This is a genomic window from Mangrovibrevibacter kandeliae (assembly GCF_024519155.1).
GTDB lineage: Bacteria > Pseudomonadota > Alphaproteobacteria > Rhizobiales > Rhizobiaceae > Mangrovibrevibacter > Mangrovibrevibacter kandeliae.
The window spans coordinates 48,733-73,312 of sequence record NZ_JANIFJ010000002.1 but is presented as its reverse complement, the minus strand read 5'-3'; the positions used below and the strand labels follow the sequence as shown (position 1 = coordinate 73,312).

21 protein-coding genes and 1 pseudogene are annotated in these 24,580 nt (G+C 70.1%); 15 read left to right on the top strand and 7 right to left on the bottom strand.

Translation table 11 applies throughout. The features are described 5' to 3' along the window. Positions 1-2: 2 nt before the first annotated feature. The 3 genes from NPA30_RS06650 to NPA30_RS06640 all read left to right on the top strand — a co-directional run bounded on the left by NPA30_RS06650 (position 3) and on the right by NPA30_RS06640 (position 3,133). Entirely contained in the window at positions 3-788 is a 786-nt protein-coding gene (locus NPA30_RS06650) for an ABC transporter ATP-binding protein (protein WP_256801677.1), read from the top strand. A gap of 56 nt (positions 789-844) precedes the next feature. Further along, positions 845-1,801 (top strand): LysR family transcriptional regulator, encoded by a 957-nt coding sequence (locus NPA30_RS06645; RefSeq protein WP_256801676.1) that lies wholly within the window; start codon positions 845-847, stop codon positions 1,799-1,801. A gap of 120 nt (positions 1,802-1,921) precedes the next feature. Continuing rightward, entirely contained in the window at positions 1,922-3,133 is a 1,212-nt protein-coding gene (locus NPA30_RS06640; protein ID WP_256801675.1) for an MFS transporter, read from the top strand. Between the two features lie 166 nt (positions 3,134-3,299). Here NPA30_RS06640 and NPA30_RS06635 read toward each other — a convergent pair whose 3' ends face one another. Continuing rightward, positions 3,300-4,298, bottom strand: coding sequence for a helix-turn-helix domain-containing protein (locus NPA30_RS06635; RefSeq protein ID WP_256801674.1), 999 nt, complete (start codon positions 4,296-4,298; stop codon positions 3,300-3,302). Between the two features lie 561 nt (positions 4,299-4,859). Here NPA30_RS06635 and NPA30_RS06630 point away from each other — a divergent pair. Next, complete coding sequence (locus NPA30_RS06630; RefSeq protein ID WP_256801673.1) at positions 4,860-7,568, top strand: putative Ig domain-containing protein; 2,709 nt, start codon at positions 4,860-4,862, stop codon at positions 7,566-7,568. A 12-nt stretch (positions 7,569-7,580) separates the two neighbouring features. Here NPA30_RS06630 and NPA30_RS06625 read toward each other — a convergent pair whose 3' ends face one another. Continuing rightward, complete coding sequence (locus NPA30_RS06625; RefSeq protein WP_256801671.1) at positions 7,581-8,504, bottom strand: LysR family transcriptional regulator; 924 nt, start codon at positions 8,502-8,504, stop codon at positions 7,581-7,583. Between the two features lie 173 nt (positions 8,505-8,677). Between NPA30_RS06625 and NPA30_RS06620 the strand changes: the two genes are divergently transcribed. From NPA30_RS06620 to NPA30_RS06600, 5 genes and pseudogenes are all read left to right on the top strand, one after another. Next, positions 8,678-9,484 (top strand): SDR family NAD(P)-dependent oxidoreductase, encoded by an 807-nt coding sequence (locus NPA30_RS06620; protein WP_256801670.1) that lies wholly within the window; start codon positions 8,678-8,680, stop codon positions 9,482-9,484. Between the two features lie 78 nt (positions 9,485-9,562). Beyond that, positions 9,563-10,252: pseudogene (locus NPA30_RS06615) on the top strand (NADPH-dependent F420 reductase); the annotation flags it as partial. Continuing rightward, positions 10,242-10,694 carry an ester cyclase gene (locus tag NPA30_RS06610; RefSeq protein ID WP_256801668.1) on the top strand — a complete coding sequence of 151 codons (453 nt, stop codon included), beginning with the start codon at positions 10,242-10,244 and terminating at the stop codon, positions 10,692-10,694. The pseudogene NPA30_RS06615 and the gene NPA30_RS06610, both read left to right, overlap by 11 nt. 153 nt (positions 10,695-10,847) lie before the next feature. Then, positions 10,848-11,780 carry an alpha/beta hydrolase gene (locus tag NPA30_RS06605; protein WP_256801667.1) on the top strand — a complete coding sequence of 311 codons (933 nt, stop codon included), beginning with the start codon at positions 10,848-10,850 and terminating at the stop codon, positions 11,778-11,780. A 212-nt stretch (positions 11,781-11,992) separates the two neighbouring features. Then, a complete protein-coding gene (locus tag NPA30_RS06600; protein WP_256801665.1) occupies positions 11,993-13,000 on the top strand; it encodes an alpha/beta fold hydrolase in 1,008 nt (335 codons plus the stop codon). 209 nt (positions 13,001-13,209) lie between these two features. Here the strand turns inward: NPA30_RS06600 and NPA30_RS06595 are convergent, their stop codons facing one another. Next, positions 13,210-14,052, bottom strand: coding sequence for an N-acyl homoserine lactonase family protein (locus tag NPA30_RS06595; RefSeq protein WP_256801664.1), 843 nt, complete (start codon positions 14,050-14,052; stop codon positions 13,210-13,212). A 65-nt stretch (positions 14,053-14,117) separates the two neighbouring features. Then, the gene (locus tag NPA30_RS06590; protein ID WP_256801663.1) at positions 14,118-15,209 is read right to left on the bottom strand and encodes a Gfo/Idh/MocA family protein; all 1,092 of its coding nucleotides are present in this window, start codon (positions 15,207-15,209) and stop codon (positions 14,118-14,120) included. Between the two features lie 118 nt (positions 15,210-15,327). Between NPA30_RS06590 and NPA30_RS06585 the strand changes: the two genes are divergently transcribed. Next, complete coding sequence (locus tag NPA30_RS06585) at positions 15,328-16,248, top strand: LysR substrate-binding domain-containing protein (protein WP_256801661.1); 921 nt, start codon at positions 15,328-15,330, stop codon at positions 16,246-16,248. 135 nt (positions 16,249-16,383) lie between these two features. Here NPA30_RS06585 and NPA30_RS06580 read toward each other — a convergent pair whose 3' ends face one another. Beyond that, complete coding sequence (locus NPA30_RS06580; RefSeq protein ID WP_256801659.1) at positions 16,384-16,821, bottom strand: DUF6196 family protein; 438 nt, start codon at positions 16,819-16,821, stop codon at positions 16,384-16,386. 339 nt (positions 16,822-17,160) lie between these two features. Here NPA30_RS06580 and NPA30_RS06575 point away from each other — a divergent pair, with 339 nt between their 5' ends. Continuing rightward, entirely contained in the window at positions 17,161-18,057 is an 897-nt protein-coding gene (locus NPA30_RS06575; RefSeq protein ID WP_256802391.1) for a LysR family transcriptional regulator, read from the top strand. A gap of 269 nt (positions 18,058-18,326) precedes the next feature. On the opposite strand, the gene NPA30_RS06570 is transcribed toward NPA30_RS06575, so the two are convergent. Next, positions 18,327-18,857 (bottom strand): DUF2585 family protein, encoded by a 531-nt coding sequence (locus NPA30_RS06570; protein ID WP_256801657.1) that lies wholly within the window; start codon positions 18,855-18,857, stop codon positions 18,327-18,329. Positions 18,858-19,119: 262 nt separating this feature from the next. Between NPA30_RS06570 and NPA30_RS06565 the strand changes: the two genes are divergently transcribed. Genes NPA30_RS06565 through NPA30_RS06550 form a run of 4 tightly spaced genes read left to right on the top strand, consistent with a single transcriptional unit; the run spans position 19,120 to position 24,081 of the window. Continuing rightward, on the top strand, positions 19,120-20,394 hold the full coding sequence (locus tag NPA30_RS06565) for a glycosyltransferase (protein WP_256801656.1): 1,275 nt from the start codon (positions 19,120-19,122) through the stop codon (positions 20,392-20,394). Next, positions 20,394-21,542, top strand: coding sequence for a lycopene beta-cyclase CrtY (crtY, locus tag NPA30_RS06560; protein WP_256801655.1), 1,149 nt, complete (start codon positions 20,394-20,396; stop codon positions 21,540-21,542). Before NPA30_RS06565 ends, crtY begins: the two co-directional genes overlap by 1 nt. After that, complete coding sequence (locus NPA30_RS06555; RefSeq protein WP_256801653.1) at positions 21,539-23,047, top strand: phytoene desaturase; 1,509 nt, start codon at positions 21,539-21,541, stop codon at positions 23,045-23,047. Before crtY ends, NPA30_RS06555 begins: the two co-directional genes overlap by 4 nt. Next, positions 23,044-24,081, top strand: a complete 1,038-nt coding sequence (locus NPA30_RS06550; RefSeq protein ID WP_256801652.1) for a phytoene/squalene synthase family protein — start codon at positions 23,044-23,046, stop codon at positions 24,079-24,081. Before NPA30_RS06555 ends, NPA30_RS06550 begins: the two co-directional genes overlap by 4 nt. Here the strand turns inward: NPA30_RS06550 and NPA30_RS06545 are convergent. Beyond that, positions 24,045-24,569: a sterol desaturase family protein gene (locus NPA30_RS06545; RefSeq protein WP_256801650.1), complete on the bottom strand. Its 525-nt coding sequence runs from the start codon at positions 24,567-24,569 to the stop codon at positions 24,045-24,047. The genes NPA30_RS06550 and NPA30_RS06545 overlap by 37 nt on opposite strands. Between the last annotated feature and the right edge of the window lie 11 nt (positions 24,570-24,580).

Below are 24,580 nucleotides of genomic sequence, written 5' to 3'. Positions count from 1 at the left end.
CGATGGTCGAGGTCGTGCCGAAGCTCGTCGTCGACGGGCTGACAAAGCGCTTCGCGAGCACCGAGGCCCTGTCGCGCATCGACACGGAGGTGAAGGCCGGCGAGTTCATCTCGATCGTCGGACCCTCCGGATGCGGCAAGACCACCTTCCTGCGCATCGTCAGCGGCCTGGAGCAGGCGACCACCGGCGAGATCCGTCTCGACGGGGCGGCGGTCACCCGGCCGGGCAGCGACCGCGGCTTCGTGTTCCAGCAGGACAACCTGCTGCCCTGGCTGACGATCATGGACAACGCCATGATCGGCCCGGAGATCGGCGGCTTCGCCTCGCCGGAGCGGCGCAGGGCGACGCAGGCGCTGCTGAAGCTCGTCGGGCTCGAGGGCTTCGAGCGGCACTATCCGCGCCAGCTCTCGGGCGGCATGCGCCAGCGCGTGAACCTGGCGCGCGCGCTCGCCATCGATCCGGAGATCCTGCTCATGGACGAGCCCTTCTCGGCGCTCGATGCGCAGACGCGCGAGATCATGCAGACCGAGCTCCTGCGGATCTGGGAGGAGGGACGCAAGACCGTGCTCTTCGTCACCCACCAGATCGACGAGGCGGTGTTCCTGTCCGACCGGGTCTTCGTCTTCGCGCGCCGTCCGGGACGCCTGCAGGAGATCATCGACATCGACCTGCCGCGGCCGCGACCCCTCTCGATCAAGCGCACGCCGGCCTTCATCGCGCTCGTCGACCGGATCTGGACCCTCATCGAGCACGAGGTCCGCGCGTCGGTGATGGAGGAGCTGGCGTGAGCGCGCCGCATCCGTCCGGACTGACGGCCGCGGCCCGGCCGCCGGAGGCGTGAGGCATGGCCCGGCATCTCGATCTCCGGCTCCTCGCGCAGTTCCAGGTCGTGTGCGAGACGGCGAAGATGGCGACGGCCGCGCGCCGGCTCGGCCTGTCCGCCCCTGCGGTTTCCCAGATCGTGCAGAAGCTCGAGCGCGATCTCGGCGTGGTGCTGTTCGAACGCAGCAGCCAAGGCCTGCGCCTGACGCCGGCCGGCAGCATCCTGCAGGAGCGGGCCAGCGAGATCCTCGGCTGCGAGGAGGACATCCTGCGGGAGATGGACGCGTATCGCGCCCAGCTCTTGCCGAAGTTGCGCATCTACATCGCCGAGAGCGTCGCGCGCTACGCCATGCCCGCCATCGTCTCCGAGCTGCACCCGGTGGTCGGGCACCTCGAGGTCAAGTCCGGCCGGTCGACCTCCTACGTCCAGGAGTTCCTGAAGGGCGAGTACGACGTGCTGATCTCCAGCGAAGGGCTCGGCGACGTGCCGGGCCTCGACCGGTACAAGATCTGCACCGAGCGCCTGATCGGATTGTGCCCGGCCGCCGTCCCGCCGGATCGACGACGGCTGCCCGAGCTCGTTGACGATCTGCCCTTCATCGGACCGGGCTTCAACAGCCGCATGCACCAGCTGATCGAGGGCTACCTGGCGAACCAGCGGCTCGACCTGCCCCGCAGCATCGAATGCAGTTCCGTCGCGCCGATCCTGGAAATGGTCGGGAGCGGCATCGGCTGGACGCTGTCGACGCCGCTGTCGGTCGCCTACTACCAGCCGGATCCCAGCCGCATCGCGACCTTCGAGCTGCCGCAGCCCGTGCCCGCCCGCAGCATCTTCGTGGTCGTCCACGGCGGCAAGCTTCTCGACGTGCCGCAGGTGATCGCCACGCGCTCCAACGCTGCGATCCGCAGGCACGCGGGCATGTGGCCGCCGCGACTGGCCGAGGCCCTGACCATCCCGCTCGACGTCACGGACGGATAAGGCGCGCCGGCCGCGCCGCAGCGCCCGAACCCGCAACGCCATGGCGCCCGTTCGGCGCCGTGTCCACGACACTCAGCGCCGCGCGGTCGCGCGGCCGCCAGCCAATCCGGGTCTTGCCCCATGCTGATCGATACCGCTGAAGAACCCTGGGCGCGGACGCTCTGGCTGATGGTGGCCGTGCAGTTCATCATGAGCGCCGCACTGTCGGTGATCAGCCCGATCCTGCCGCTGTTCCTGCCCCAGCTCGGGGTGGCCGAGCCGTCCGCCGTCGCCTTCTGGTCGGGCGTCCTCAACTCCATGAACTTCCTGATCGCGGCGTTCGTCTCGCCGATCTGGGGCTCGGTCGCGGATCGCTACGGGCGCAAGATCATGGTGCTGCGGTCGAGCCTTGCGATCTGCCTCTTCACGCTCCTGATGGGCTTCAGCCAGCACCTCTGGCACCTCGTCCTCCTGCGCAGCATGATGGGCGCCTTCAGCGGCTTCTCGGCCGCGGCGATCGCGCTGGTGGCGACGCAGATCCCCGAGCGGCGGCTCGGCTACGCGCTCGGCTGGCTTGCGACGGGGCAGCTGGTCGGCACGCTGACCGGCCCGGTCGCGGGCGGCGTCATCGCCGACCTCACCGGGAACTACCGGATGACCTTCTTCTGCACGTCGTTCGGCGCGGCCATTGCCGTATCCATTGCGTATTTCGGCGTCGCGGAAGTCGGCGGGGCGGTGAAGGACAAGCCGAAGCTCTCGATCTTCAAGGCCATCGGCACGCTGATGAAGACGCAGGGCCTGATGCCGCTCTTCCTGGTGCTCCTGCTGGCGCAGTTTGCGGTCCGATCGGTCCAGCCGGTGATCACGCCGTTCATCCTGGAGCTGGTAACGACGCGGACGGGAGTTGCGACGCTCGCCGGTTTCGCCTTCTCGATCACCGGCGTCGCCGATCTCGTGGCCTCGCCCTTCCTCGGCAAGCGCAGCGACCAGCTCGGCTATCGGCGCGTCCTCCTGATCTGCCTCGGCGGCGCCGCTCTGGCGAGCCTGCCGCAGGCCTTCGTCGGCAGCTACTGGCAGTTCCTCGCGCTGCGCTTTGCGATCGGCATGTTCATCGGCGGGATCCTCCCGACCGCGAACGCGCTGGTCGGCCACGTCGCACCGCCGGCGCAGCGCGGCCTCGCCTACGGCGTGACCGCCTCGGCAACGTTCTTCGGAAGCTTCCTCGGCCCGTTCAGCGGCGGCTCGATCGCGGCGACCTTCGGCATACGCTGGGTCTTCGTCCTGACGACGGTGCTGTTTTTCGCGAACCTCATATGGGTGCGGCGGACCGTGCCGGAGCCGCAACGGGCGTAGCCGGCCCGCCGGCCGGCGCATCGGTGGGACGAGGCGCTTCAGGAACACGCGGAAGCGGCCTTCGTCCCGGGTGCCGCCGGTGCGGCCATCATCGTAGCCCTCGACCCTCGACGGACGTGCTCCGGCAGAACCAGGTTCGCGTGATCGTGAAGCGCTCCGGGGGACGTCACCCCAGTTCGCGCACCCAGGCCGGGAAGCCCTCGGAACCAAGTGCCGTCCGATCTCGGGCAGCTTCACGTCCCCGGGTGCCGAGGACATCGCGCGGCGTCATCCCGTAGAGCGTGCGGAATGCCCGGCTGAAATGTGCTGGATCGGAAAATCCGACAGCATAGGCCACCTCGGCGATGCGCGGCCTGTCGCGCGCCGCGCCCGCCAATGCCTCGTGGGCGCGAGCCAGGCGCCGGCGCTGGATGTAGGTCGCGACGCCGCCGAGGGGCTGGAACAGGCGGAACAGCGTCGCCTTCGACAAGCCGATCGCCGTCGCCACCATTTCCGGATCGAGCGAAGGCAAGGCAAGGTTGCGTTCGATGTACCGCCTCGCGCGGAGCAGGGCCGCACCCCGAAGCGGCTCGGCGGCTTCGCCGAGCGTCCTGCGGGAGGGGGCGACGCTGGCGGCGAACAGATGCGCGGTGGCGCGCGCAATCTCAGGGGCGGCAGCACTCGGCAGGTGTTCCAGGGCCGCCGCCGTGCTGCGGATGAAGTCGGCCAGCAGCAGCCCGGTCACGCCGTTCAGCACGAGGCCGTGCAAGCCGTCGGTGTTCGGCAGCACCTCTTCCACGAGATCGCGGGAAAGGCTCACGATCAGCGAGCCGTCCTCCGGAGCCGAGGCGCGAAGGCTGGGCCGCGCCAGGTCGTTCACGCTGATGGCGCCGCCGGGGACCTTGATCTCGCGGTCGCCTGCCAAGGCCGTGATGTCGCGCGAGCTCAGGTGGAGCACGAAATGCTCCAGGCTGTCCCGCCGGGCCTTGCCTGCCGAACGCTCGACCTGCTGGGGCGAGGCGCTCATCCGGTGCAGCAGCATCCGGCCCAGCTTGGCGGTGACCACCTCGCCGTAAAAGCCGGCGGGATCGGCGGTGATGTCGTGCGAGGTGGACATCGCGTCCCGCCACACGTCGAAGCGTTCTTCAGGGCGAAGGTCATCGGTGGAAAAGCGACTGGTCCGCAACGCAACCTCGACCGAACTGCGCCCCCGGCATACGCCACTCGCCACTGACGACCTGGAGGACGACGAGACCTCTACCCAACGGAGCGAGCGGGAGTGCGATCTTCCCCGTCGCCGGTGCTCCCGGACGAGCCGGGATCACGACGCCGACAAGCTACGGGGTCGCACGCAACAAAGCCTTACCGCAACTGCCTGCCTCGGCAAAGCGTCCGCGGTTTTGCGTCCTGATCGCAATCTCTTGGACCTGGCTCTCAAAGCCGGTCCGCCGTGATGCTTTCCCCGGTGCGGCATGCAAGCGTCTGCGCAAGCAACTCTCATCTCCTTCCCGCAAGGAAGCCCGATGAGCCGGAGCGACGCGGGGCGGGGGCCTTGCGCGGCTGCGGGGACGCCGGCGTCGTGCACCGCTTCTGCGCGTCGACGGCGAGCCGGCGACGATGGCGTATCGGGGTACGGGGACCAGACCATGAGTTCGAAGACCGGCGCGTGGATGCGCGCCAGCGGCGTCGTGCGGGTTGCCGCCGCGGTTCTTATCCTGGGCTGGACGATGCTGCCGCGTCGTCTGCGGTGTTCGCCGCCGGCGGGGGCGACCTGCTGTCGAACCTCACGATCAGCTCCGGCACGCTCAACCCCGGTTTCGACCCGGGCACCACGAATTACACGGCGTCCGTTGCGCCGAGCGTCGCCACCGTTCTTGTGACCCCAACGGCCGGCGATGCCCAGGCGAGCCTCAAGGTGAACGGCGCGACGGCGATCTCCGGCGCGCCTCGTTCCGTTGCGCTGAGCTTCGGCCCCAATCCCATCCAGGTCCTCGTGACGTCGGGCGACGGCAGCAACACGTCCCGAACCTATGGCATCGTCGTGACCCGTGCCTCTCCGACGATCACGCTGTCGCCCGCGACGCTGCCGGGCGGCATGATCGCACAGGCCTACAGCGCGACGATCAGCGCGAGCGGCGGCACGGCGCCCTACGGCTTCGCGGCGACCGGCCTGCCGGCCGGCCTCACGCTCGGCACGGGCGGCGCCCTGTCGGGGACGCCGACGACGGCCGGCAGCTTCAGTGTCGCCGTCACCGCGACGGACGCCAACGGCGCCACGGGGGTGAGCAGCTACAGCCTCACGATTGCCGCGCCGGTCACGCTGGCGCCCGCGACGCTGCCGGGCGGCATGGTCGGGCAGGCCTACAGCGCGACGATCGGCGCGAGCGGCGGCACGGCGCCCTACGGCTTCGCGGCGACCGGCCTGCCGGCCGGCCTCACGCTCGGCACGGGCGGCGCCCTGTCGGGGACGCCGACGACGGCCGGCAGCTTCAGTGTCGCCGTCACCGCGACGGACGCCAACGGCGCCACGGGGGTGAGCAGCTACAGCCTCACGATCATGAGCGCGGCGCAGCCGCTCGCCCTGTCGCCGGCCGGCGGTCGCCTGAGCGATGGCACGGTCGGCCGAGCCTACAGCCAGACGATCACCGCCAGCGGCGGCGTTCCGCCCTACAGCTTCAGTGCCAGCGGACTTCCCCAGGGGCTCAGCCTCGACGCCTCCAGCGGCGCCATCACCGGCACGCCGGCGACAGCGGGAAGCTACGGCGTCGTCATCGAAGTGCGGGACGCCCAGGGCGCCACCGCGTCGGGCAGCTACAGCCTCGTCATCGCCGCGGCGCCGACGGCGTTCGTCTTCAGCCCTCCGTCCGGCGCGCTGCCGCAGGCCATGGCGGGAGAAGCCTACAGCCAGCCGATCGCCGCCGCCGGTGGCACGGGCCCGAAGCTCTACGGTGTCGCCTCCGGAACCCTGCCGAGAGGACTGGTGCTGAACGTTTCGACGGGCACGCTGAACGGGCCGCTGAATGCGGGAACCGAGGGCGACTACAGCTTCACGATCGCCGTCACGGACGGCAGCGGCGCCACCGCGACGGCTGCCTACACGTTGAAGGTCGTCGCGCAGCAGATTGCCGTCGCCGACAAGAGCGAAACCGTCGTTGCCGGGGAGCCCCCGGCCGACGTCTATCTGAATGCCGGGGCGACCGGTGGTCCCTTCACCTCCGCCGCGATCGCTTACGTCGAGCCGCCGCAGGCGGGCGTCGCCCGCATCACCGAAGGCGCGGTCGCCGCGCTCGGGCCCGTTGCGCCGAAGGGCTTCTACCTGACCTTCATCCCGAGTGCCGAGTTCTCCGGAACCGCGAAGGTGGGCTATACCCTGACAAGCGCGCTCGGAACCTCGAACGTCGGTATCGTGACCTATGTGGTCGAACTCGACGCCCGGGCGGTGGCGGACAAGGCAGATCGTCTCGTGCGCGACTTCGTCAGCGCCCGCCAGAGCCTCCTCGCCAACACAGTAGAGACCCCCGGCCTGATCGAGCGGCGCATGGCCGCGACGTCGACGCAGATGGGCTCGCTCGGCCTCGCGCCGAGCGGCGACGGCCTGTCCGTCGACTTCGCCACCAGCACCGCGCAGATCGAGGCGGCGCGCCGCCACGCGCTCGGCGACACCGGCGAGACTGCGCCGATGCCGCGCTTCAACGCGTGGGCCAGCGCCAGCGTCCTGGCGCACAAGCAAGGCGACAGCGACGACGGCGGCAGGGATGGCGGCTGGGGCGACTTCACGCTCGTCTCCTTCGGCGCCGACTACCTCGTGGCGGACCGGCTGCTGCTCGGCCTCGCGCTCCACACCGATCACACCAGCGACCCGAGCGACGACGGTGACGTCCACGGCACCGGCTTCCTGTTCGGCCCCTACGCCTCGCTGGAGCTGAGCCCGAGCCTCTACCTCGATGCCAGCCTGTATTACGGCAGGAGCTGGAACACGGTGGATCTCGGGACCTTCGAGGGCGACTTCGACACGACCCGCTACATGGCGACGACGAAGCTGGAGGGCATCCTCGGCTTCGGCGCGCTGACGCTGCGACCGAACCTGAAGCTCAGCTACATCGACGAGAGCGTCGACGACTACGCGGTGGGCAACGATGCCGGCGAGTCGGTCGCCGTCGCCGGCTTCAGCGAACAGGACCTGCGCTTCAGCGCCGGGGCGAAGGCGAGCTACGCCCTGCCGCTCGACAATGGCTGGACGCTGACGCCGACCTTCGGCGGCAGCATCGGCGTCTCCTCCGGCAACGGCGGGGCGCTCGACGATGCGATCGGCGAAGGATTGTTTGGAACGGTGGAGGCGGGCTTCGGCCTTGCCGGCGGAGAGGGCTGGTCGCTCCTCGCCGCCGGCACCTTGAATCTCGAGGGCAAGGGGAACACGGCGATCGGCGGGAAGGCCAGTCTGGCCATCCCGTTCTGAGCCGAGAGCGCTTCAGGTGTGGCGCCCGTCGTCGTTCGGGCGGAGGATGTCCGCGACGAAGTCGATGAAGACACGCACCTTCGGGGCGAGGTGACGGTTCGACGGGAAGAGGACGGAGATCGGCGGCCCCGAAGCGGCGTAGGCGTCGAGTACCTGAACGAGTTGCCCGGATCGCAGATGCGGCCGTGCCATGTAGTCGTGCAGCTGGACGAGGCCGGTGCCGGCAAGGCCGGCATCGAGGATCACGTCGTTGCTGTCGAAGCTCAGCGTTCCGGCGACCTGACGTTCGAACGCCGCGTCGGTGCCGGGTCGCGCGAACTTCCATGGAGCGTAGGACGACGCGTCGCGCGGCAGCCGCCGGATGCAGTCGAAGTCTTTCAGATCCTCGGGTGTCTGCGGCGCTCCATGGGCCGCGAGATAGGCGGGCGAGCCGCAGACGACGTAACGGACGGTGCCCACGCGCCTCACCATCAGTCGCAAGTCCCGGGGCTCGCCGATGCGCACCAGGGCGTCGAGACCGGCCTGGATCGGATCGGTCAGGTGGTCGTCGAACGACGCGTCGACCTTCAGCTGCGGGTACTGCCGGGTCAGCCTCCCGAGCGCCGGGGCGATGACGGTTCGGCCGAGCGCCGTCGGGAGTTCGACCCTGAGGACGCCGGACGGCTCCGAGGCGCGTTCGCGCATCGAACGTTCGGCCTCGTCCAGCTCCTCGAGGATCTTGGCACAGCGGCCATAGAAGGTGCGTCCGTCCTCGGTGAGGCTGAGTGCGCGCGTGGTGCGCTGGAACAGGCGCAGACCGAGGTGATCCTCCAAACGGGCGACGCTCTTGCTGACGGCGGACGCCGAGATGCCGAGCGCCCGCGCGGCATGTGCGAAGCTGCCGAGTTCCGCCACGCGGACGAAGGCAAGGATGCTGCCCAGCCGGTCTGTCGCCACTCGCAGAGCCTCCGAACCTCGATTGGCGAGGCTCACCCACTCCAGCGCATTACTGACTTCCGGGAACGAAAGCCAGGAGTCTGGACCCTCTGACGGGCGGCGTTGCGCGGGCCCATCTCCCGCCTTGACACAGCGCACGCCCTCGTGGCGTCGAGCATCTCAAGGAACGCATCATGGACACCCATCTCACAGGCCGGGTCGCGCTGGTCACGGGAGCGAGCCAAGGCATCGGCGAGGGGATTGCCCGCGCGCTTCACCGCGAGGGGGTCAAGGTCGCGCTCCTCGCGCGCGACGAGGGGAGGCTGGCGGGCGTCGTCGACAGTCTCGGCAAGGGCGCGTTCGCCGCCGTCGGCGACGTGACGAACGCCGACAGCCTGTCTGCCGCCATTCGCGCGGCCGAACGGGCACTGGGGCCGATCGACATCGCCGTCAACAACGCCGGCGGCCTGCGATCCTCGACGGGCGGCCTGTTCCGACCCTTCGAGGAGGTGCCCGACGACGACTGGCAGGCGACCTTCGACCTCAACGTCCTGTCCGCCGTGCGGGTCGCCCGGGCGCTGGCTCCCGGCATGGCCGAGCGGGGCTGGGGACGGATCATCAACATCTCGTCCGAAAGCGGCATGCAGCCGGATCCGATCGCGATCGAGTACGGTGCCGCCAAGGGCGCGCTGAACGTCCTGTCGAAGGGGCTCGCCAAGGCCTATGCCGACAGGGGCGTCCTCGTGAACGTCGTGTCTCCGGCCTATGTCGACACGCCGATCCTTCGTGACGTGCTGTCCCAGCAGGACGGCGCCGAGGCCGTTCCGCCCGACGGGTTGGCGGCGCACTTCCTCAGCGCCTTCCGCCCCAACATCGGGCTCGGTCGGCCGTGCACGCCGGAGGACGTCGCCGCAGCCGTCGTGTTTCTCGCCTCCGAGAACGCCTCGTTCATCACCGGCGCCAACCTCCGCGTCGACGGCGGGTCGGTGACCACCCTCTGACGGACGGACGGTGCGGGCGAGCCGACACAGGTCCGCTGTGCCGACGCGGCCGCCGCGCTCCAGAACAAGAAGAGACTTCGCATGAAGATCGGCATCATCGGCTCCGGCCATATCGGCGGCCTCATCGGAACCCTGTGGTCGCGCGCCGGCCACGACGTTCTGTTCTCCTCGCGCCATCCCGAGACGCTGGACGATCTCGTCGCGTCGCTCGGCGGTCCTGCCAGGCGCGGCACGCCCGACGCGGCGATCGCGCATGGCGACGTCCTTCTCCTCTCCATTCCGTTCGGCGCCCTGCCGGAGTTCGGCCAGGCGAAGCGCGACGCGCTGGCGGGGAAGGTCGTGCTCGAGACCGGCAACCCGAACCTCAGGCGGGACGGCGGGATGGCTGCCGACGTCCTGCAGTCCGGCGAGGGGACGGGTGCCTTCCTGCGCAAGTGGTTTCCCGGCGTGCGGATGGTGCGCGCCTTCAGCACGGTCTGGGACGGAACGCTCGCCACGGGCGCTCACCGCGTCGGGCCCCGCATCGGGATCCCGCTGGCCTCGGACGATGCGGACGCGCTCGACGTCGCCAGCCGGCTCGTGCTCGACGCCGGCTTCGATCCCGTTCCGGTCGGCGGACTCGATCAAGCCCTTCGCTTCGACGTCGGCACCGCCGTCTACGACACCGGGATGTCGGGAGACGAGGTCCGCGCAACGCTCAACCCGAAGCCGGCAGACGTCGTCGAAGGCGCGCCCCGCAAACAAGGACCAACCTCCCATGACGCCTGATGCTTCGAAGATCACTCTCGAAATCTACAAGGGCTACGCCCGCGACGAACTCGACCGGTGGGACGCGGTCATCCACCCGGACGTTGAGGCCAACAGCCCGGCAGGGCGCGGCGTCGTCGGGCGCGACAAGCTGAAGGCGTTCAACCAGGCCTTCATCACCGCCTTTCGTCCCCGCACCGACCTGATCGATCACTACGTCGCCGGCGACCGCGGCCTGGTGACGGTCAACCTGCACTGGACGCACGACGGCGGCCCGTTCTGGGGCATTGCGCCGACGGGGCGAAGCGGAACATCCGTCGAGACGTTCCTGCTCCGGCTCCGGGACGGCCTCGTCACCCACTGGGACGTCGCGGACAACTCCCTCGATCTTGCGACCTACCTGCACGACCAGGGGCTCGACATGCCGCGCAACGTCGTCCTGCCGGCGCTGATCGAAGGGTAGATCCTGCGGCGCGGGAGGCATACGACCTGTCTGTTGCACGAACTGCCGGCACGGCGCGGCACGATGCCGAACTGGCCGGCCTCGGCCGGTCGAGCCAGCGTCGGCAGGGGCCGCGTCGACAGTGCGGCGATGGCGAGCGGTGGGAGCAGGGTGGTGACAGATCGGGTACGGGACGTGTCGTTCAGGAACGGGGCGATCGACATCGCCGGCGCACTCCGCGTGCCCGATGGCTACGACGGACATCAGGCCTATGCCGCGCTCGTGATCGCCACGCCGGGGAGCAGCGTGAAGGAGCAGATCGCGGCGAACTACGCCACGCGGCTCACCGAACGCGGCTTCGTCACCCTCGCCTTCGATCCGTCCTACCAGGGGCAGAGCGGCGGCGAGCCCCGCGATCTGGAGGACCCGGCGACGCGGGTCGAGGATATCCGCTGTGCCGTGGATTTCCTGATGACCTTGCCTTTCGTGGCCGAGGAGCGGGTCGGCCTGCTCGGCATCTGCGCCGGAGGCGGCTATGCCGTCAGCGCGGCGCTCACCGAGCATCGCGTCAAGGCGCTCGGAACGGTGGTGCCCGTGAACATCGGGCGGGCGCGTCGTCAGAGCGGCCGCACACCCGATGCTCTCCGCCAGATGCTCGAAGCGGTGGGGCGCCAGCGCACCGCCGAGGCACGGGGCGGAGCGCCAAGGCGGGAGGCGTGGATCCCGGACACGATCGAGGCGGCGCATGCGGCCGGCATCACCGATCGCGACGTCCTCGATGCCGTGGAGTTCTACCGCACGCCGCGCGGGTACAGCGAACACTCCACCAATCGACGCTACTTCACCAGCCTCGGCCCGATGCTCGGCTTCGACGCCTTCCATCTCGTCGGCGAGTTGTTGACGCAGCCGGTGCAGGTGATCGTGGCGGGCCGCCTCGGCGCCACCTTCTCCTACGCCGACGGTCAGACGCTCTTCGAACGCGCCAACAACCGGCACGGCTTCCATGTCGTCGAGGGCGCCGGCCATTACGACATGTATGACAAGAGCCCCTATGTCGAAGACGCGGTCGACACGCTCAGCGCCTTCTTCCAGCAGCACCTCGTCTAGCCGTGGGCGCGCCGGAGCCGCTGTCCCGCCTTCGTGCACGTGGCGCCGCGCCGACGTCTTCGCCGCCGGCAGTGTCCGATCCGGCATCCGAGGACGGCCAGCACGGCCGCGCGTTCATTGTCCTGACGTCGCCTGATCGATGGTCCATCGGCGGCGCTGGACCTTGCGCAGCCGCCCTCCCGCCCTGTGCCAATGCGAATGGATCATCCTGCATGCCAACGTCCCGCACCTTCACCACGCCCCGCCAGACGACGCGCTACCACGAGTGCGGGCCGGCCGACGGAGCGCTGATGATCTTCGTGCACGGCTGGCCGGGTATCGGCCTGATGTGGCGCGCCCAGATGGAGGCTTTCGCTGCCGAGGGATGGCGCTGCATCGCGCCCGATCTGCGCGGATTCGGCGGCTCCTCCGCGCCCGCCGCCACCGACGCCTACACGATGGAGGCGATCGTGACGGACATGGCAGACCTGCATGACCATCTGGGCGGTGGGCCCGCCATCTGGGTCGGCCACGACTGGGGCGCGGTCGTCGCCGCGCAGCTCGTCGCGCATCGGCCCGAACGCAGTCGCGCCCTGGCGCTCGTCTCGCTCGCCTATCAGCCGGCCGGCCACGCGCTTCGCACGCTTGTGCCCCTGGTCGATCGGGCGATCTATCCCGCCGACCGGTATCCGGACGGCCAGTGGGACTACTACCGCTACTACACCCGGCACTTCGATCAAGCCGTCGCCGATCTCGATGCAGACAAGGCCGCGTCGCTGGCGTCGATCTTCCAACCCGGTGATCCCGCAGGCCTCAGCACGGCCTCGCCGAACGCCATAGTCACGCAGAAGGGCGGCCGCTTCGGCGCCGCCCATCGCGCACCGCCGACCGAGCCCGATCCGGCCCTCTGGCCTCCGGCCGATTTCGAGGTTCTGGTCCAGAGCTTCGATGCGACCGGCTTCCGTCCGTCCTGCGCGTGGTACATGAACGACGAGGCCAACATCGCCTTCGCCCTCGAGGCGCGCGACGGCGGGCGGGTCCTGCAGCCGGTGCTCTTCGTCAACGGCACGTTCGACCAGATCTGCACCATCACCGGCAATCGCCAGGGCGATCCGATGCGGGAGGCCTGCCCGGACCTCACCATGGTGACCCTGCCGTCCGGGCACTGGCTGCCGCTCGAACGCAAGGAGGAACTGGTCCAGGCCCTCCGCGACTGGCTCCGCAGCAAGGGTCTTGGCTAGCACCGATGCCGCGGGCCCCGGACGGTCCTGCGGCTGTCCTCGTGATGCGCCTCGCCCCGGGTCGCGCTCGAGATGAGCCGGGTCGCGACGAGGCCCGGTCTCGCCGTCGGTCACCGGTCGGCCCGGGGCAGCGCATCGCCGGTGGCGTGTCCGACAGCCGCCGCGCGGGTGCATCGCCGCTCGCGACGCCTCCGCTGCCGCCTGACGCCCTAGTCCAGATACGCCGGCAGGCGTGGGGTGGTGTCGAAGACGTCCGCGGCGTGCTCGATGATGACGCGTGCATGGAAGTGGGCCGCGAGCCCCTTGAGCCGCTCGATCGAGGCGATGGTCTCGGCCCGGCTGACATTGCCGAGCGGCACGAGCTCGTTCTCGTAGTTGAGCCTCGAATGGGCGGCATCGCCCGAGATCAGGATCGTCCCGGCCTTCTGGAGCCGGACAAGCAGGCTGTGGTGGCCGGGCGTATGGCCGGGCGTGGTCAGAAGCCGGACCGTCCCGTCGCCGAACAGGTCAAGATCGCCCGGCACCGGCTGGATGCGGCTGCGGCGGACCGCCGCCACGCGGTCCGCCAGAACGCCGTCCGGCGTCGGCGTCCCGCTCGCCCATTGCAGTTCGGCCGGCGCGATCAGGAAGGTCGCATGCGGGAAGAGCGCGACGTTGCCGCTGTGATCGGCGTGCAGGTGGGACAGTCCCACATAGTGGATGTCGTCCGGTTTCAGGCCGAGTTCGGCAAGCTGGGACACCAGCGTCCGCGGAACCCGGAAGTGCAGGCCGACCACGACGCGGCCCGTAGGACTTGCGGCGATTTCGTCGCCGAGCCCGGCGTCCCACAGCAGCCAGTCGTCGCCGTGACGGATGAGGAAGCAGGAGACCGGCAAGACCCCGCTCTCGCCGTCATGCTCGCCCGTGTCGGAGAAGACCTTGAGGTCGTCGAAGTCGATCCGGCCGCAATCGAGGGTGTAGAGGCGCACCTCCGCTGCGGGCGGTTCGGCGCGCGCGGCGGTGCTGACCATTGCGATCAGAGCAGCGGCGGCAAGGCTGACGAGCTTTCGCATGGGTGGACTCCTGTCTGTGGAAGAGACCCTGCACGGGCAAGGCGAGATGGACGAGCCGAGCGGCGTCAGGCTGTCGGCCAGCCGGACGCCTCGCGCCGGGTGCCCGAGCGGGAGGACTCGAACAGATCCTCGACCAGGCGGGTGAGGCTCACCGCATGATCGAAGCCCGGGCAGGACCATGTGCCGCCCAGGATGTCGTCCCGCAGTTCGGCATAGACGCCCGCGACGTTCACCGCGGTCTGCGGCAGCGGGCCCGGTGCGGGGCCGTCGACCGCCTGCGGCTCGCCGTTCAGCGACAGCGTGAGGACGCTCGACTGGGCGCCGCGCGGCGCGCCGCCCTCCAGACGCAGCACGCCCGCCTCACCGGACACCTCCACCCGGAACGGCAATCCGCCGGCTCGGCCGCCGGCGACCTCAAGGCCCAGGGTGCTCCGGCCGGCGAGGCGGCCCTGCACCAGCAGATGATCGAAGGTCGCGCGCGAGCGTCTTTCGCCGGTCTCGCCCGCCTGGATCTGCGGGAACTGTGCGGTTGTCAGAGCGCTGGCGCTTGTCAGCGCGCCGCCGAGGGCAATCGCCAGGTCGAGCGTATGCGCGCCCTGGATCGTCACGAGGTTCGCGAAGGCCTCGGGCTCCTCGAGATAGAGGAAGGCTTCGGGAACGCGGGGGCCGAAGCCCTCCGTCGCCGAGACGACGTTCAGGCCGAGCACGCGTCCGACGGCGCCGCTGGAGATCAGGTCCTGCGCACGCTTGACGGCCGGCGACGCGCGAAGCTGCAGGCCGATCGCCGTGTGAACCCCGCCCTGCCGCGCCGCCAGGGCCATGACCTCGGCCTCGGCGAGCCCGCGCCCGAGCGGCCATTCGCAGTAGACGTGCTTGCCTTGGGCTGCCGCAGCGAGCACCAGCGCACGATGGTCGGGGACGCGCGTCGCCACGGTCACGAGATCGATGTCCGGATCGCCGATGAGCTCCGCCCCGCTGCCATAGGCCTTCGGGGCACCGAAGGCCGCGGCCGCCGCCTCCGCGGTCTCGATACTGCTGGTCGCGACGGCAGCGAGTTCCAGGCCGTCCAGCCGCTGCACGGCCGGAACGTGGGATTCGCGGGCCCAGCCACCGCTCGCACTGGCGCCGATGATGCCGACGCGGATCGTCTCGGGCATGGAGTGCCTCCTTTGCTGCCCCTGTGAAGGCCGGGGCTCGAGACGGTCGATATACTCGGGCACGGAACAGGTATAATCGGCAACTTAAGAGGGTCAGTAGAAACCAGGAGTTTGCAGTATGGACCGGCTGGACAGCATGGAGGTGTTTGTCCGGGCGGTCGACGCCGGGTCGTTTGCGGCGGCATCGAAGACCCTCGGAATGTCGGCGCAGATGGTCGGCAAGCATGTCGCGGCGCTGGAGGGTCGGCTGGGCACCACGCTGCTGCGCCGAACCACCCGGCGGCAGAGCCTCACCGACATCGGGCATCTGTTTTACGCCCGCTGCCGGGCCATTCTGTCGGAGGCGGCGGCGGCGGACGCTCTGGTGCAGGACATGAGCGAGACGCCTCGCGGACGACTGCGGGTGAGCGCGCCGATCGGCTTCGGGGCGTGCCGACTGGCACCCATGGTCACGCGTTACCTGCGCGACCATCCGATGATGGAGGTCGAGCTGACGCTGACCGACCGCTACGTCGACATCGTGGATGAAGGCTACGACGCGGTGATCCGCCTAGGGCCGATCCCCAACTCCTCGCTCGCGGCTCGCCGCCTGATGGACCATCGGCAGGTCGCCTGCGCATCACCCGCCTATCTCGCGGCACACGGCGCTCCGACCACGCCGGAAGAGCTCCGCGACCACACGTGCCTCGCCTATCTCAACTTCTCCGGCCGTCCCTACGCCGAATGGGTATTCAGCAAGAACGGCATGGCCCATCCGATCCGGATTGAAAGTCGCTTCCAGATCAACGATGGACGCGCCTTGGTCGCCGCCGCGCTCGATGGGCAGGGGATCGTGCTGCAGCCGGAGGCGGTGCTTGGCGAGGCGCTCGCCGCGGGGCGGCTGCTGCCGATCCTGGCCGACTACCAGGCGCCCTCGCGTCCGATGTACCTGATGTTCATGCCGCGCCGGCCGCAGCTTCCTCGGCTGCGCAGCTTCATCGACACGGTCGTGACGGCGTTCGGCCGCGATCCGGAGCGCAGCGACGGTCCGGATCGCTGAACGAGCCGATCGAGGGCCGCGACGGCGTCGGCCTCCACCGGTCCGCGCGCTGCTGGCCCGTGCCGGCCCGGGCGCCGGACGGCTCCCGCGCGCACCAAGCCGACGCGGGTCCCCGGCAGCGCATGCCGGCCCCTTCTAGCCGGCGCGACCGTTCAGGAGACGGATTTCGGCAAACACCGCTTCGGCCAGCGACGACGGGCATCCCCAGTAGTCGTAGATGCCGCCCCGCGCCGCGTTGTAGCCGCACACCACGAACACGCCGGTGCCGAAGCGGGTCTTCAGATGGGTCGCCAGCCACCCGACGAAGCCGCTGTTGTCCTGCCCGTTCGGGAAGTGAAAGCCGAACAGGCCGAATGTCTCGCCCGCGTCGTCCGATGCCGGCACGAGCTGGCTCCAGCCGTCCTCGTCCCGGATGAGAGCCAGAGCGTCGGGCGAAGCCGCGCCCGGGAAGTCGGCAGGCGCAAACTCGCGGAAGCACCAGCTACCGTCCATGACGTCCAGGGTCGCCTCGGCGATGGCCCGCCGCAGACGGCGTTCGGTTTGTTGCGGTGTTTCGACGGAGATGTCGACCATTTGCTTTCCCTCAGATGCGACGTGCAGCGTGGACCCGTCCTCGGCAGGCGCGCCGTCTAGCATGCTGCGGCCTGTCTGGCAGCACCCCTGCAGGACGGCGCTGGTGCGCTGGCCTGCCTCGCGGGTCGAGCATCCTCGACGGCAAGGCCGCGACGCGGTGCTTTCCAGATCCAGGGGCCGTCCGCGCGGAGCCTCGTTGTCGCTTGGCGGGGGCGTGAGACGCGGGAACCCGCGCGCAGGCGGTCAAAAATGGGCCGCTCCGGCGGCCTGTGCTATCGGCGGTCAAGGATGTGGCGAGGTCACTTCCAATCGCGCACCTCGGCGGTACCGGAGTCCACGATGATGAACTGGGACGACGTTCGCTATTTTCTGGCCGTCGCGCGTGCAGGCTCGGTGCGGGCTGCTGCCGAGCGCCTCGAGGTGAACCACTCGACCGTGCTGCGGCGCGTCGCCCAGCTGGAGGAGACGCTCGGCGCCCTCATGTTCGAGAGGCTGCCCTTCGGATACCGCCTCACTCCGGCGGGGGAGGAGGTCCTGGATCTCGCCGGCGCTATGGAGGCGTCGTCGCACCAGCTGGAGACGCGCGTCTTCGGGCGCGACCAGACCGTGCGCGGGCTTTTGCGCGTGACGCTGGCACCGACGCTGGCAACCCGCCTGCTGATGCCGGACTTCGCCGCGTTCGCGCAGCGCCATCCGGAGATCGAGCTGGACGTCGCCTCATCCGGGGACCTCGCCAACCTGACCAATCGGGATGCCGACGTCGCGATCCGCGTCGTCTATGACCGCAAGACCCTGCCGGTCCATCTGCACGGCCGCAAGGGGCCGGAGGTGTTCGGCGGCGTGTACCTGTCGCGCGAGCGGCTGGCCGCGCTGCGTGCGGGTGCCGCCGATCCCCTCCGCTGGATCGTCATCAGCATGCATGGAGTCCCGGACTGGGCTCACGCGGGCGAGGTTCGCGCGGCCGAGATCCCGTTCAGGGTGTCGGACGGCGAGGCGCAGATCGCGGCCGTGCTGCAGGGGCTGGGCATGACGACGCTGCCTTGCTTCATCGGCGATGCCGAGCCGCGCCTCGCGCGGGTGCCCGGCACCGAACTGCACATGTACGGAACGCTCTGGCTTCTCACGCAGGGCGAGACACGCAAGACCAAGCGGGTCAGGCTGTTCACCGAGTTCATGTCCGCCAGCCTCGCCGGGCATGCCCCGCTTCTCAGGGGCTTGTTGCCGGAGCCTGGCTGAGGCGCGCCATCCGGCCGTTCGCGCGCGACCTCGGCCGAACGCCTCCGGAGACCTCCGCCCGCCGCAGGTGCATGACCTCTGTCGCCAGCGGCTGATCAGCCCGATGATCCAGACCGTCCGGGAGAAGGGCGTCCGTGCCGATGTCGGCGACGGCGGGGCGCGCTGGCCGGCAGCGTCGCATGTGATCGGGGTCGCGCGCCTTATCGCCTTGCGGTGGAGCGTGCCGGGCCTCGACGCTCTCGCGCGCTGCCGACGTGACGAACCGGCCCTCAGATCCGCAGGCCGATCAGCCGCAGCCCGCCCAGCAGGATGCCGTCATCGATCGCCAGGCTCACGGTGAGGTCGATCAGGAGGACGAGGAGCAGCACGCCGGTCGTTCTCAGCCGTGCACCGAGAAGCGTTCCGACGATCACGAAGGCGGTGTCGCCGAGCGAGTTGAGGACGGTGTCGCCGCCGTAGGGCGGCGCACCGCCCGGCGGCACGAAGAGCCGGATCACCAGCGGCAGGTTTTCGACGATCTCCCACACCGCACTCGAGGCAAGCGCCGTCAGCACCGCGGCGCCGAAGGGCCAGCGGGGTGCGAAGCGGTGGAGCACCGCGCACACCCCCAGCCCGAAGCTGACGTGCAGCAGCGAATACCAGTCCGCCAGTTGCTGCGAGCTTCGCAGCGGGTCCGGCTGCCACAGCCGGATCGTTCCGCAGGGGCAGGTCCAGGGGCGCCCGATCGCCCGCAGGCCCAGCATCATCACGATCAGCAGCCCGGCCGCCAGGACGAGCTGCGCCGCCAATCGCTCCGGCAAAGGGCTCCGACGAGATCGGGCGCACGTGACGGGGTCCGCGCCGGCTGCCGACGCGGTCCGATCTGAAAGCCGCAGGCTCACCGTCTGCGGTCCACGAGGAACCAGAGCGAACGACAGGCTTGCGCGCCGGCGGGCCGGCTGACTGACTTCGGGATCGGGACGGTCGCGACGGGCAGGGCGGGAGACGCAGGGCACATGTGCTCTAGCTAAAGCATCGATCGCGCATCGGTTCCGCCGATTCGCCACGCGCTGCCGGAGCCCGATGACGCACTTCGCCCTGATCTGCCCGCCCTTCTTCAGCCATGTGCGCCTCTTCGAGGCGCTGGCCGAGGAGCTGGCGCGCCGCGGTCACCGCCTGACCTTCGTGCTGAACGATGGTGCCGAGCGGCTGGTGCAGTCGCCCGCGACGACGGTGCGTGGAGTGGGCGCGGCAGCCGGAGCGCGCACGGTGGCGGCGGTGGCGCGCCATGCGGAAAATCCCTCGGGCCCGTTCGGCATCCTGCGCACCGTCGCCGACACGGCGGCGATGACCGATGCCCTCTGCCGCGACGGAGCCGAAGTTCTGCGTGGGATCGGCGCCGAAGCGGTGATCGGCGACCAGATGGAGCCGGCGGCCGGCCTTCTCGCCCGCCATCTCGGCCTGCCGCTGATTTCGCTGGCCGCGGCGCTTCCGATCGATCCCGAGCCGGCGCTCCCGCCACCGTTCCTCGACTGGCCCTACGACCCGAGCGAGCGCGGCCTGCGGCGCAACCGCGGCGGCGAGCGGGTGGCGAGGCTTCTTCTCGCACGGCAACGCCGGACGATCGCCGCCTGGGCAGAGCGCTTCGGACTGCCGGCGATGGACAGTCTCGCCGACTGCCTGTCGCCGGTGCTGCGCATCGCGCAGACCGTGCCGGGCTTCGATCTGCCGCGGCAGAATCCGGGCCCCCTGCATGCGGTCGGGCCGATCCGGAGCGGGGGCCGGCAGACGCGCCTCGATCTGCCGCTCGATCCCGCCCGCCCCTTCGTCTTCGCCTCGCTCGGCACGCTGCAGGGTCACCGCCTCGCCCTGTTCCGGGCGATCGCGACCGCCTGCCGCCGCCGCGGGGCGCAGCTCCTCGTCGCCCATTGCGGCGGGCTCGATGCACGGCAGGCGGAAGCGGTCGGCGCGACCTGGGTGACGGACTTCGCGCCGCAGCGGGCGGTCCTTGCCCGTGCCGACCTCTGCATCACCCATGGCGGACTGAATACGGTGATGGACGCGCTGGAGTTCGGGGTGCCGAGCCTGGTGATCCCGCTGGCCTTCGACCAGCCGGGCGTCGCGGCACGCGTCGTCCATCACGGCGTCGGCACGGCGCTGCCGCGGTGGCGGGCGACCGCGCGAGCGATCGAGGCGCACCTCGCGGCGCTGCTCGGCGACGAGGGCTATCGCAGGCGCGCGACTGCGATCGGTGCCGAGATCGCGGTGGCCGGAGGCGTGCACCGGGCAGCCGACCTCGTCGAGCAGGCGACGGTTGGCCGCGCCCGCGTCGAAGGCTCGGCGAGGCTCGCCTCGTGATGCCGGATCTCCTTCTCGTCGGCGGTGGCCTCGCGAACGGCGTCATCGCCTACCGCCTGAAGCAGCTGCGGCCGGAGCTGAGCGTGCGGGTGCTCGAAGCGGCACCCGCGATCGGCGGCACGCACACCTGGTCCTTCCACGCCGGCGACCTGACGCCCGATCAGCATGCCTGGCTCGCGCCCTTCGTCGTGCATCGCTGGCCGGACTACGAGGTCGTGTTCCCGAACCGACGCCGGAGGGTCGCGACCGGCTATGCCAGCGTCACCGCCGATCGCTTTCGGGAGGTCCTGCAGGGCGCCCTCGGCGATGCGATCGAGACCGTTACGCCTGTCGTGGACCTGCGCCCGGACGGGGTGACCCTCGCCGATGGCCGGACCATGGCCGCGGGTGCCGTCATCGACGGGCGCGGCGCGCGACCGAGCCCGCATCTGACGCTCGGCTTCCAGAAGTTTCTCGGCCAGGAGCTCGAGCTCGCCACGCCGCACGGCCTTGCCCGGCCAGTGATCATGGACGCCACCGTGCCGCAGGCCGACGGCTACCGCTTCATCTACCTCTTGCCCTTCTCGCCGACCCGCCTCCTCGTCGAGGACACCTACTACGCCGATGGCGCCGGGCTCGAAGCGGACGCCCTGCGGACGCGCATCGGCGCCTATCTCGATGGCCGCGGCTGGCGCGTCGCCGACCTCGTGCGGGAGGAGCAGGGCGTGTTGCCGATCGCGCTCGGCGGCGACGTCGATGCCCTCTGGGCCGAGCGCGACGGGGTGCCGGCCAGCGGGCTGGCCGCAGCCCTGTTCCATCCGACCACCGGTTACTCGCTTCCCGACGCCGTGCGCCTCGCGGACCGGATCGCGGCCGCGCCCGATCTCTCCGCCTCGGCGCTGTTCCGCCTGACCCGCGAGCACGCCCGCACGGCCTGGCGCGAGCGGGGCTATTTCCGCCTGCTCAACCGGCTCTTGTTCCGGGCCGGCGCGCCCTCCGAGCGCTACCGGGTGCTGGAGCACTTCCACCGGCTTCCCGATCCCGTGATTGGCCGCTTCTATGCCGCCACGCTAAGCGGGGCGGACAGGCTGAGGATCATGGCCGGCAAGCCGCCGGTGCCGGTCGGTCGCGCGCTCGGCGTGCTTGTTGGGAGAAGGGGGCGCGGGTGAACGCAGGACGCAGCGCGGTCGTCATCGGTTCGGGCTTTGGCGGGCTCGCGCTCGCCGTGCGGCTGCAGGCCGCCGGCCTTGCCGTGACGCTTCTGGAGAAGCGCGACAAGCCTGGGGGGCGCGCCTATGTCTACGAGGACGAAGGCTTCGTCTTCGACGCCGGGCCGACCGTCATCACCGATCCCTCCGCGCTCGAGGAGCTTTTCGCTGTCGCCGGCCGGCGCATGGCCGACTATGTCGAGCTTCTGCCCGTCAGCCCGTTCTACCGCCTCTGCTGGGAGGACGGCTCGCACTTCGACTACGCCAACGACCAGGCCGAGCTCGACCGCCAGATCGCCGCGCGCAACCCGGCCGACGTCGAGGGCTACCGCCGCTTCCTCGACTATTCGCGCGCGGTCTTCAAGGAGGGCTACATCAAGCTCGGCGCCGAGCCCTTCCTGCACTTCCGCGACATGGTGCGGGCCGGACCGCAGCTCGCCAAGCTGCAGGCCTGGCGCAGCGTCTATGCCAAGGTCTCGCAATACATCGAGGACGAGCACCTGCGGCAGGCCTTCTCGTTCCACTCGCTGCTCGTCGGCGGCAATCCCTTCGCCACCTCCTCGATCTACGCGTTGATCCACGCGCTGGAGCGCGAGTGGGGCGTCTGGTTCCCGCGCGGCGGCACCGGGGCGCTGGTTCGGGGCCTGGTGAGGCTCTTCGAAGATCTCGGCGGGCGGATCGTGCTCGACGCCGAAGTCGCCAGGATCGAGACGGCCGGCGCCCGCGCCACCGCTGTGCTGACGCAGGACGGCCGGCGCTTCGCTGCCGACATGGTCGCGTCCAATGCCGATGTCGTCCACACCTATGACCGGCTGCTCGCGGGCACGCGGCGCGGCGCCGGCGAGGCGCGACGCCTGAAGGCGCGCAAGTTCTCCATGTCGCTCTTCGTGATCTATTTCGGCCTGTCGAAGCATCAGGAGAGTCTCCGGCATCACACCGTCTGCTTCGGCCCGCGCTACCGCGACCTGATCCGGGAGATCTTCAGCGGCCGTACGCTGGCCGGCGACTTCTCGCTCTATCTCCACTCGCCCTGTGCCACCGACCCGTCGCTCGCCCCGGCGGGGGCGGGAAGCTACTACGTGCTGGCGCCGGTGCCCCATCTCGGCAACGCGCCGATCGACTGGACGGTGGAAGGGCCGCGCTACCGCGATCGCATCTTCGACTATCTCGAGGCGCGCTACATGCCGAACCTCAGGCGCGACCTGGTGACGAGCCGCATCTTCACGCCCTTCGACTTCCGCGACGAGCTGAACAGCCATCTCGGCTCGGCCTTTTCGCTCGATCCGGTTCTGACGCAGAGCGCCTTCTTCCGGCCGCACAACCGCGACGACCAGATCGGCAACCTCTACTTCGTCGGCGCCGGCACGCATCCGGGTGCCGGCGTGCCCGGCGTCGTCGGTTCGGCCAAGGCGACGGCACGGCTGATGATCGAGGACGCGCGGCTGTCCGAGACCGAGCCGGCGTGACGCTCGCGGTCGACAGGCCGAGGCCGGACGCGCCGGACGATCTCGCCCGGCGGGCCGCGGAGACCATCCAACGGGGCTCGAAGAGCTTCGCGGCGGCGGCGAAGCTGTTCGATCCGCCGACGCGCGAGAGCGCGGTGATGCTCTATGCCTGGTGCCGGCACTGTGACGACGTGGTGGACGGGCAGGACCATGGGCATCGTCCGGACGGCGGTCGGTGCGCCGACACCGGCGAGGCGGATCGTGCGGATGCGCTCGCGCGCCTCGAGGTGCTGGAGGCGCAGACTGCTGCGGTCTTCGCCGGCAGCCCCACGGGCGAGCCCGCCTTCGCGGCGCTGGCGGAGGTGGTGCGCCGGCACGCCGTCTCGCGTGATCTCGCTTTGGAGCATCTCGCGGGCTTCCGCATGGACGTCGAGGGCCGGCGCTTTGCCACGATCGACGACACGCTCGGTTATTGCTGGCATGTCGCCGGCGTCGTCGGGGTGATGATGGCGCGGGTGATGGGTGCGAGCGATCCGGCGACCCTCGATCGTGCGTGCGATCTCGGCCTCGCCTTCCAGCTGACCAACATCGCCCGGGACGTCGTGGACGACGCCGAAGTCGCTCGCGTCTATCTGCCGCTCGACTGGCTGGCGGAGGCGGGCATCCCGGAATCCGAGCTCGCTGCGCTCCCGCATCGGCCGGCGCTGGCGCGGCTCACCGCCCGGCTCGTCGACCGGGCCGAGCCCTACTACGCCTCCGCCCGGATCGGCCTTGCCGACCTGCCGCTGCGGTCGGCCTGGGCCGTGGCGACGGCGCTCTGCGTCTACCGCGCGATCGGAATCGAGGTGAAGCGGCGAGGGCCGGAAGCCTGGGACAGCCGCGTCTCTACCTCAAAGGTGCAGAAGCTCGGCTTCGTCGTCGGCGGCCTCGGGCTCGCGCTGCGCTCGCGAACGATGCGCCGCCCGCCGCGCTCCTCGACGCTCTGGACCCGGCCGCGCCGACAGGAGACGGCCGCCGATCAATGCACCGGGTCGCGGTCCTCCACCGCGCCGTGATCGCCGAGCGGCGCGCCGCTCGACCGCAGCTTGGTGCGCAGCCCGTCGACCGGCGGCGCATAGAGGAAGCCGAAGGACACGCAGTCCGCCTTGCCCCTCACCGCATGGTGCAGCCGGTGCGCCTGGACCAACCGCTTGGCGTAGCCGCGCTTGGGGATGTGCCGGAACGGCCAGCGCTGATGCACCAGGCCGTCATGCACGATGAAATAGAACAGCCCGTAGAGGGTGATCCCAACCGCGACGGCCGACACCACCGGGTAGCCCTGGCTGCCGACATAGAACAAGACGATGGCAAAGCCTGCAAAGACGACGGCATAGAGGTCGTTCAGCTCGAAGGCGCCGTCATGCGGCTCGTGGTGGGACCGATGCCAACCCCAGCCCCAGCCATGCATGATGTACTTGTGTGCGGCCCAGGCGACGCCCTCCATCAGGAGGAAGACAGCGAGCGCGATGAGTGCCAGAACCGGCCAACTCGTCCAGAAGCTCATGTGCACTGCCA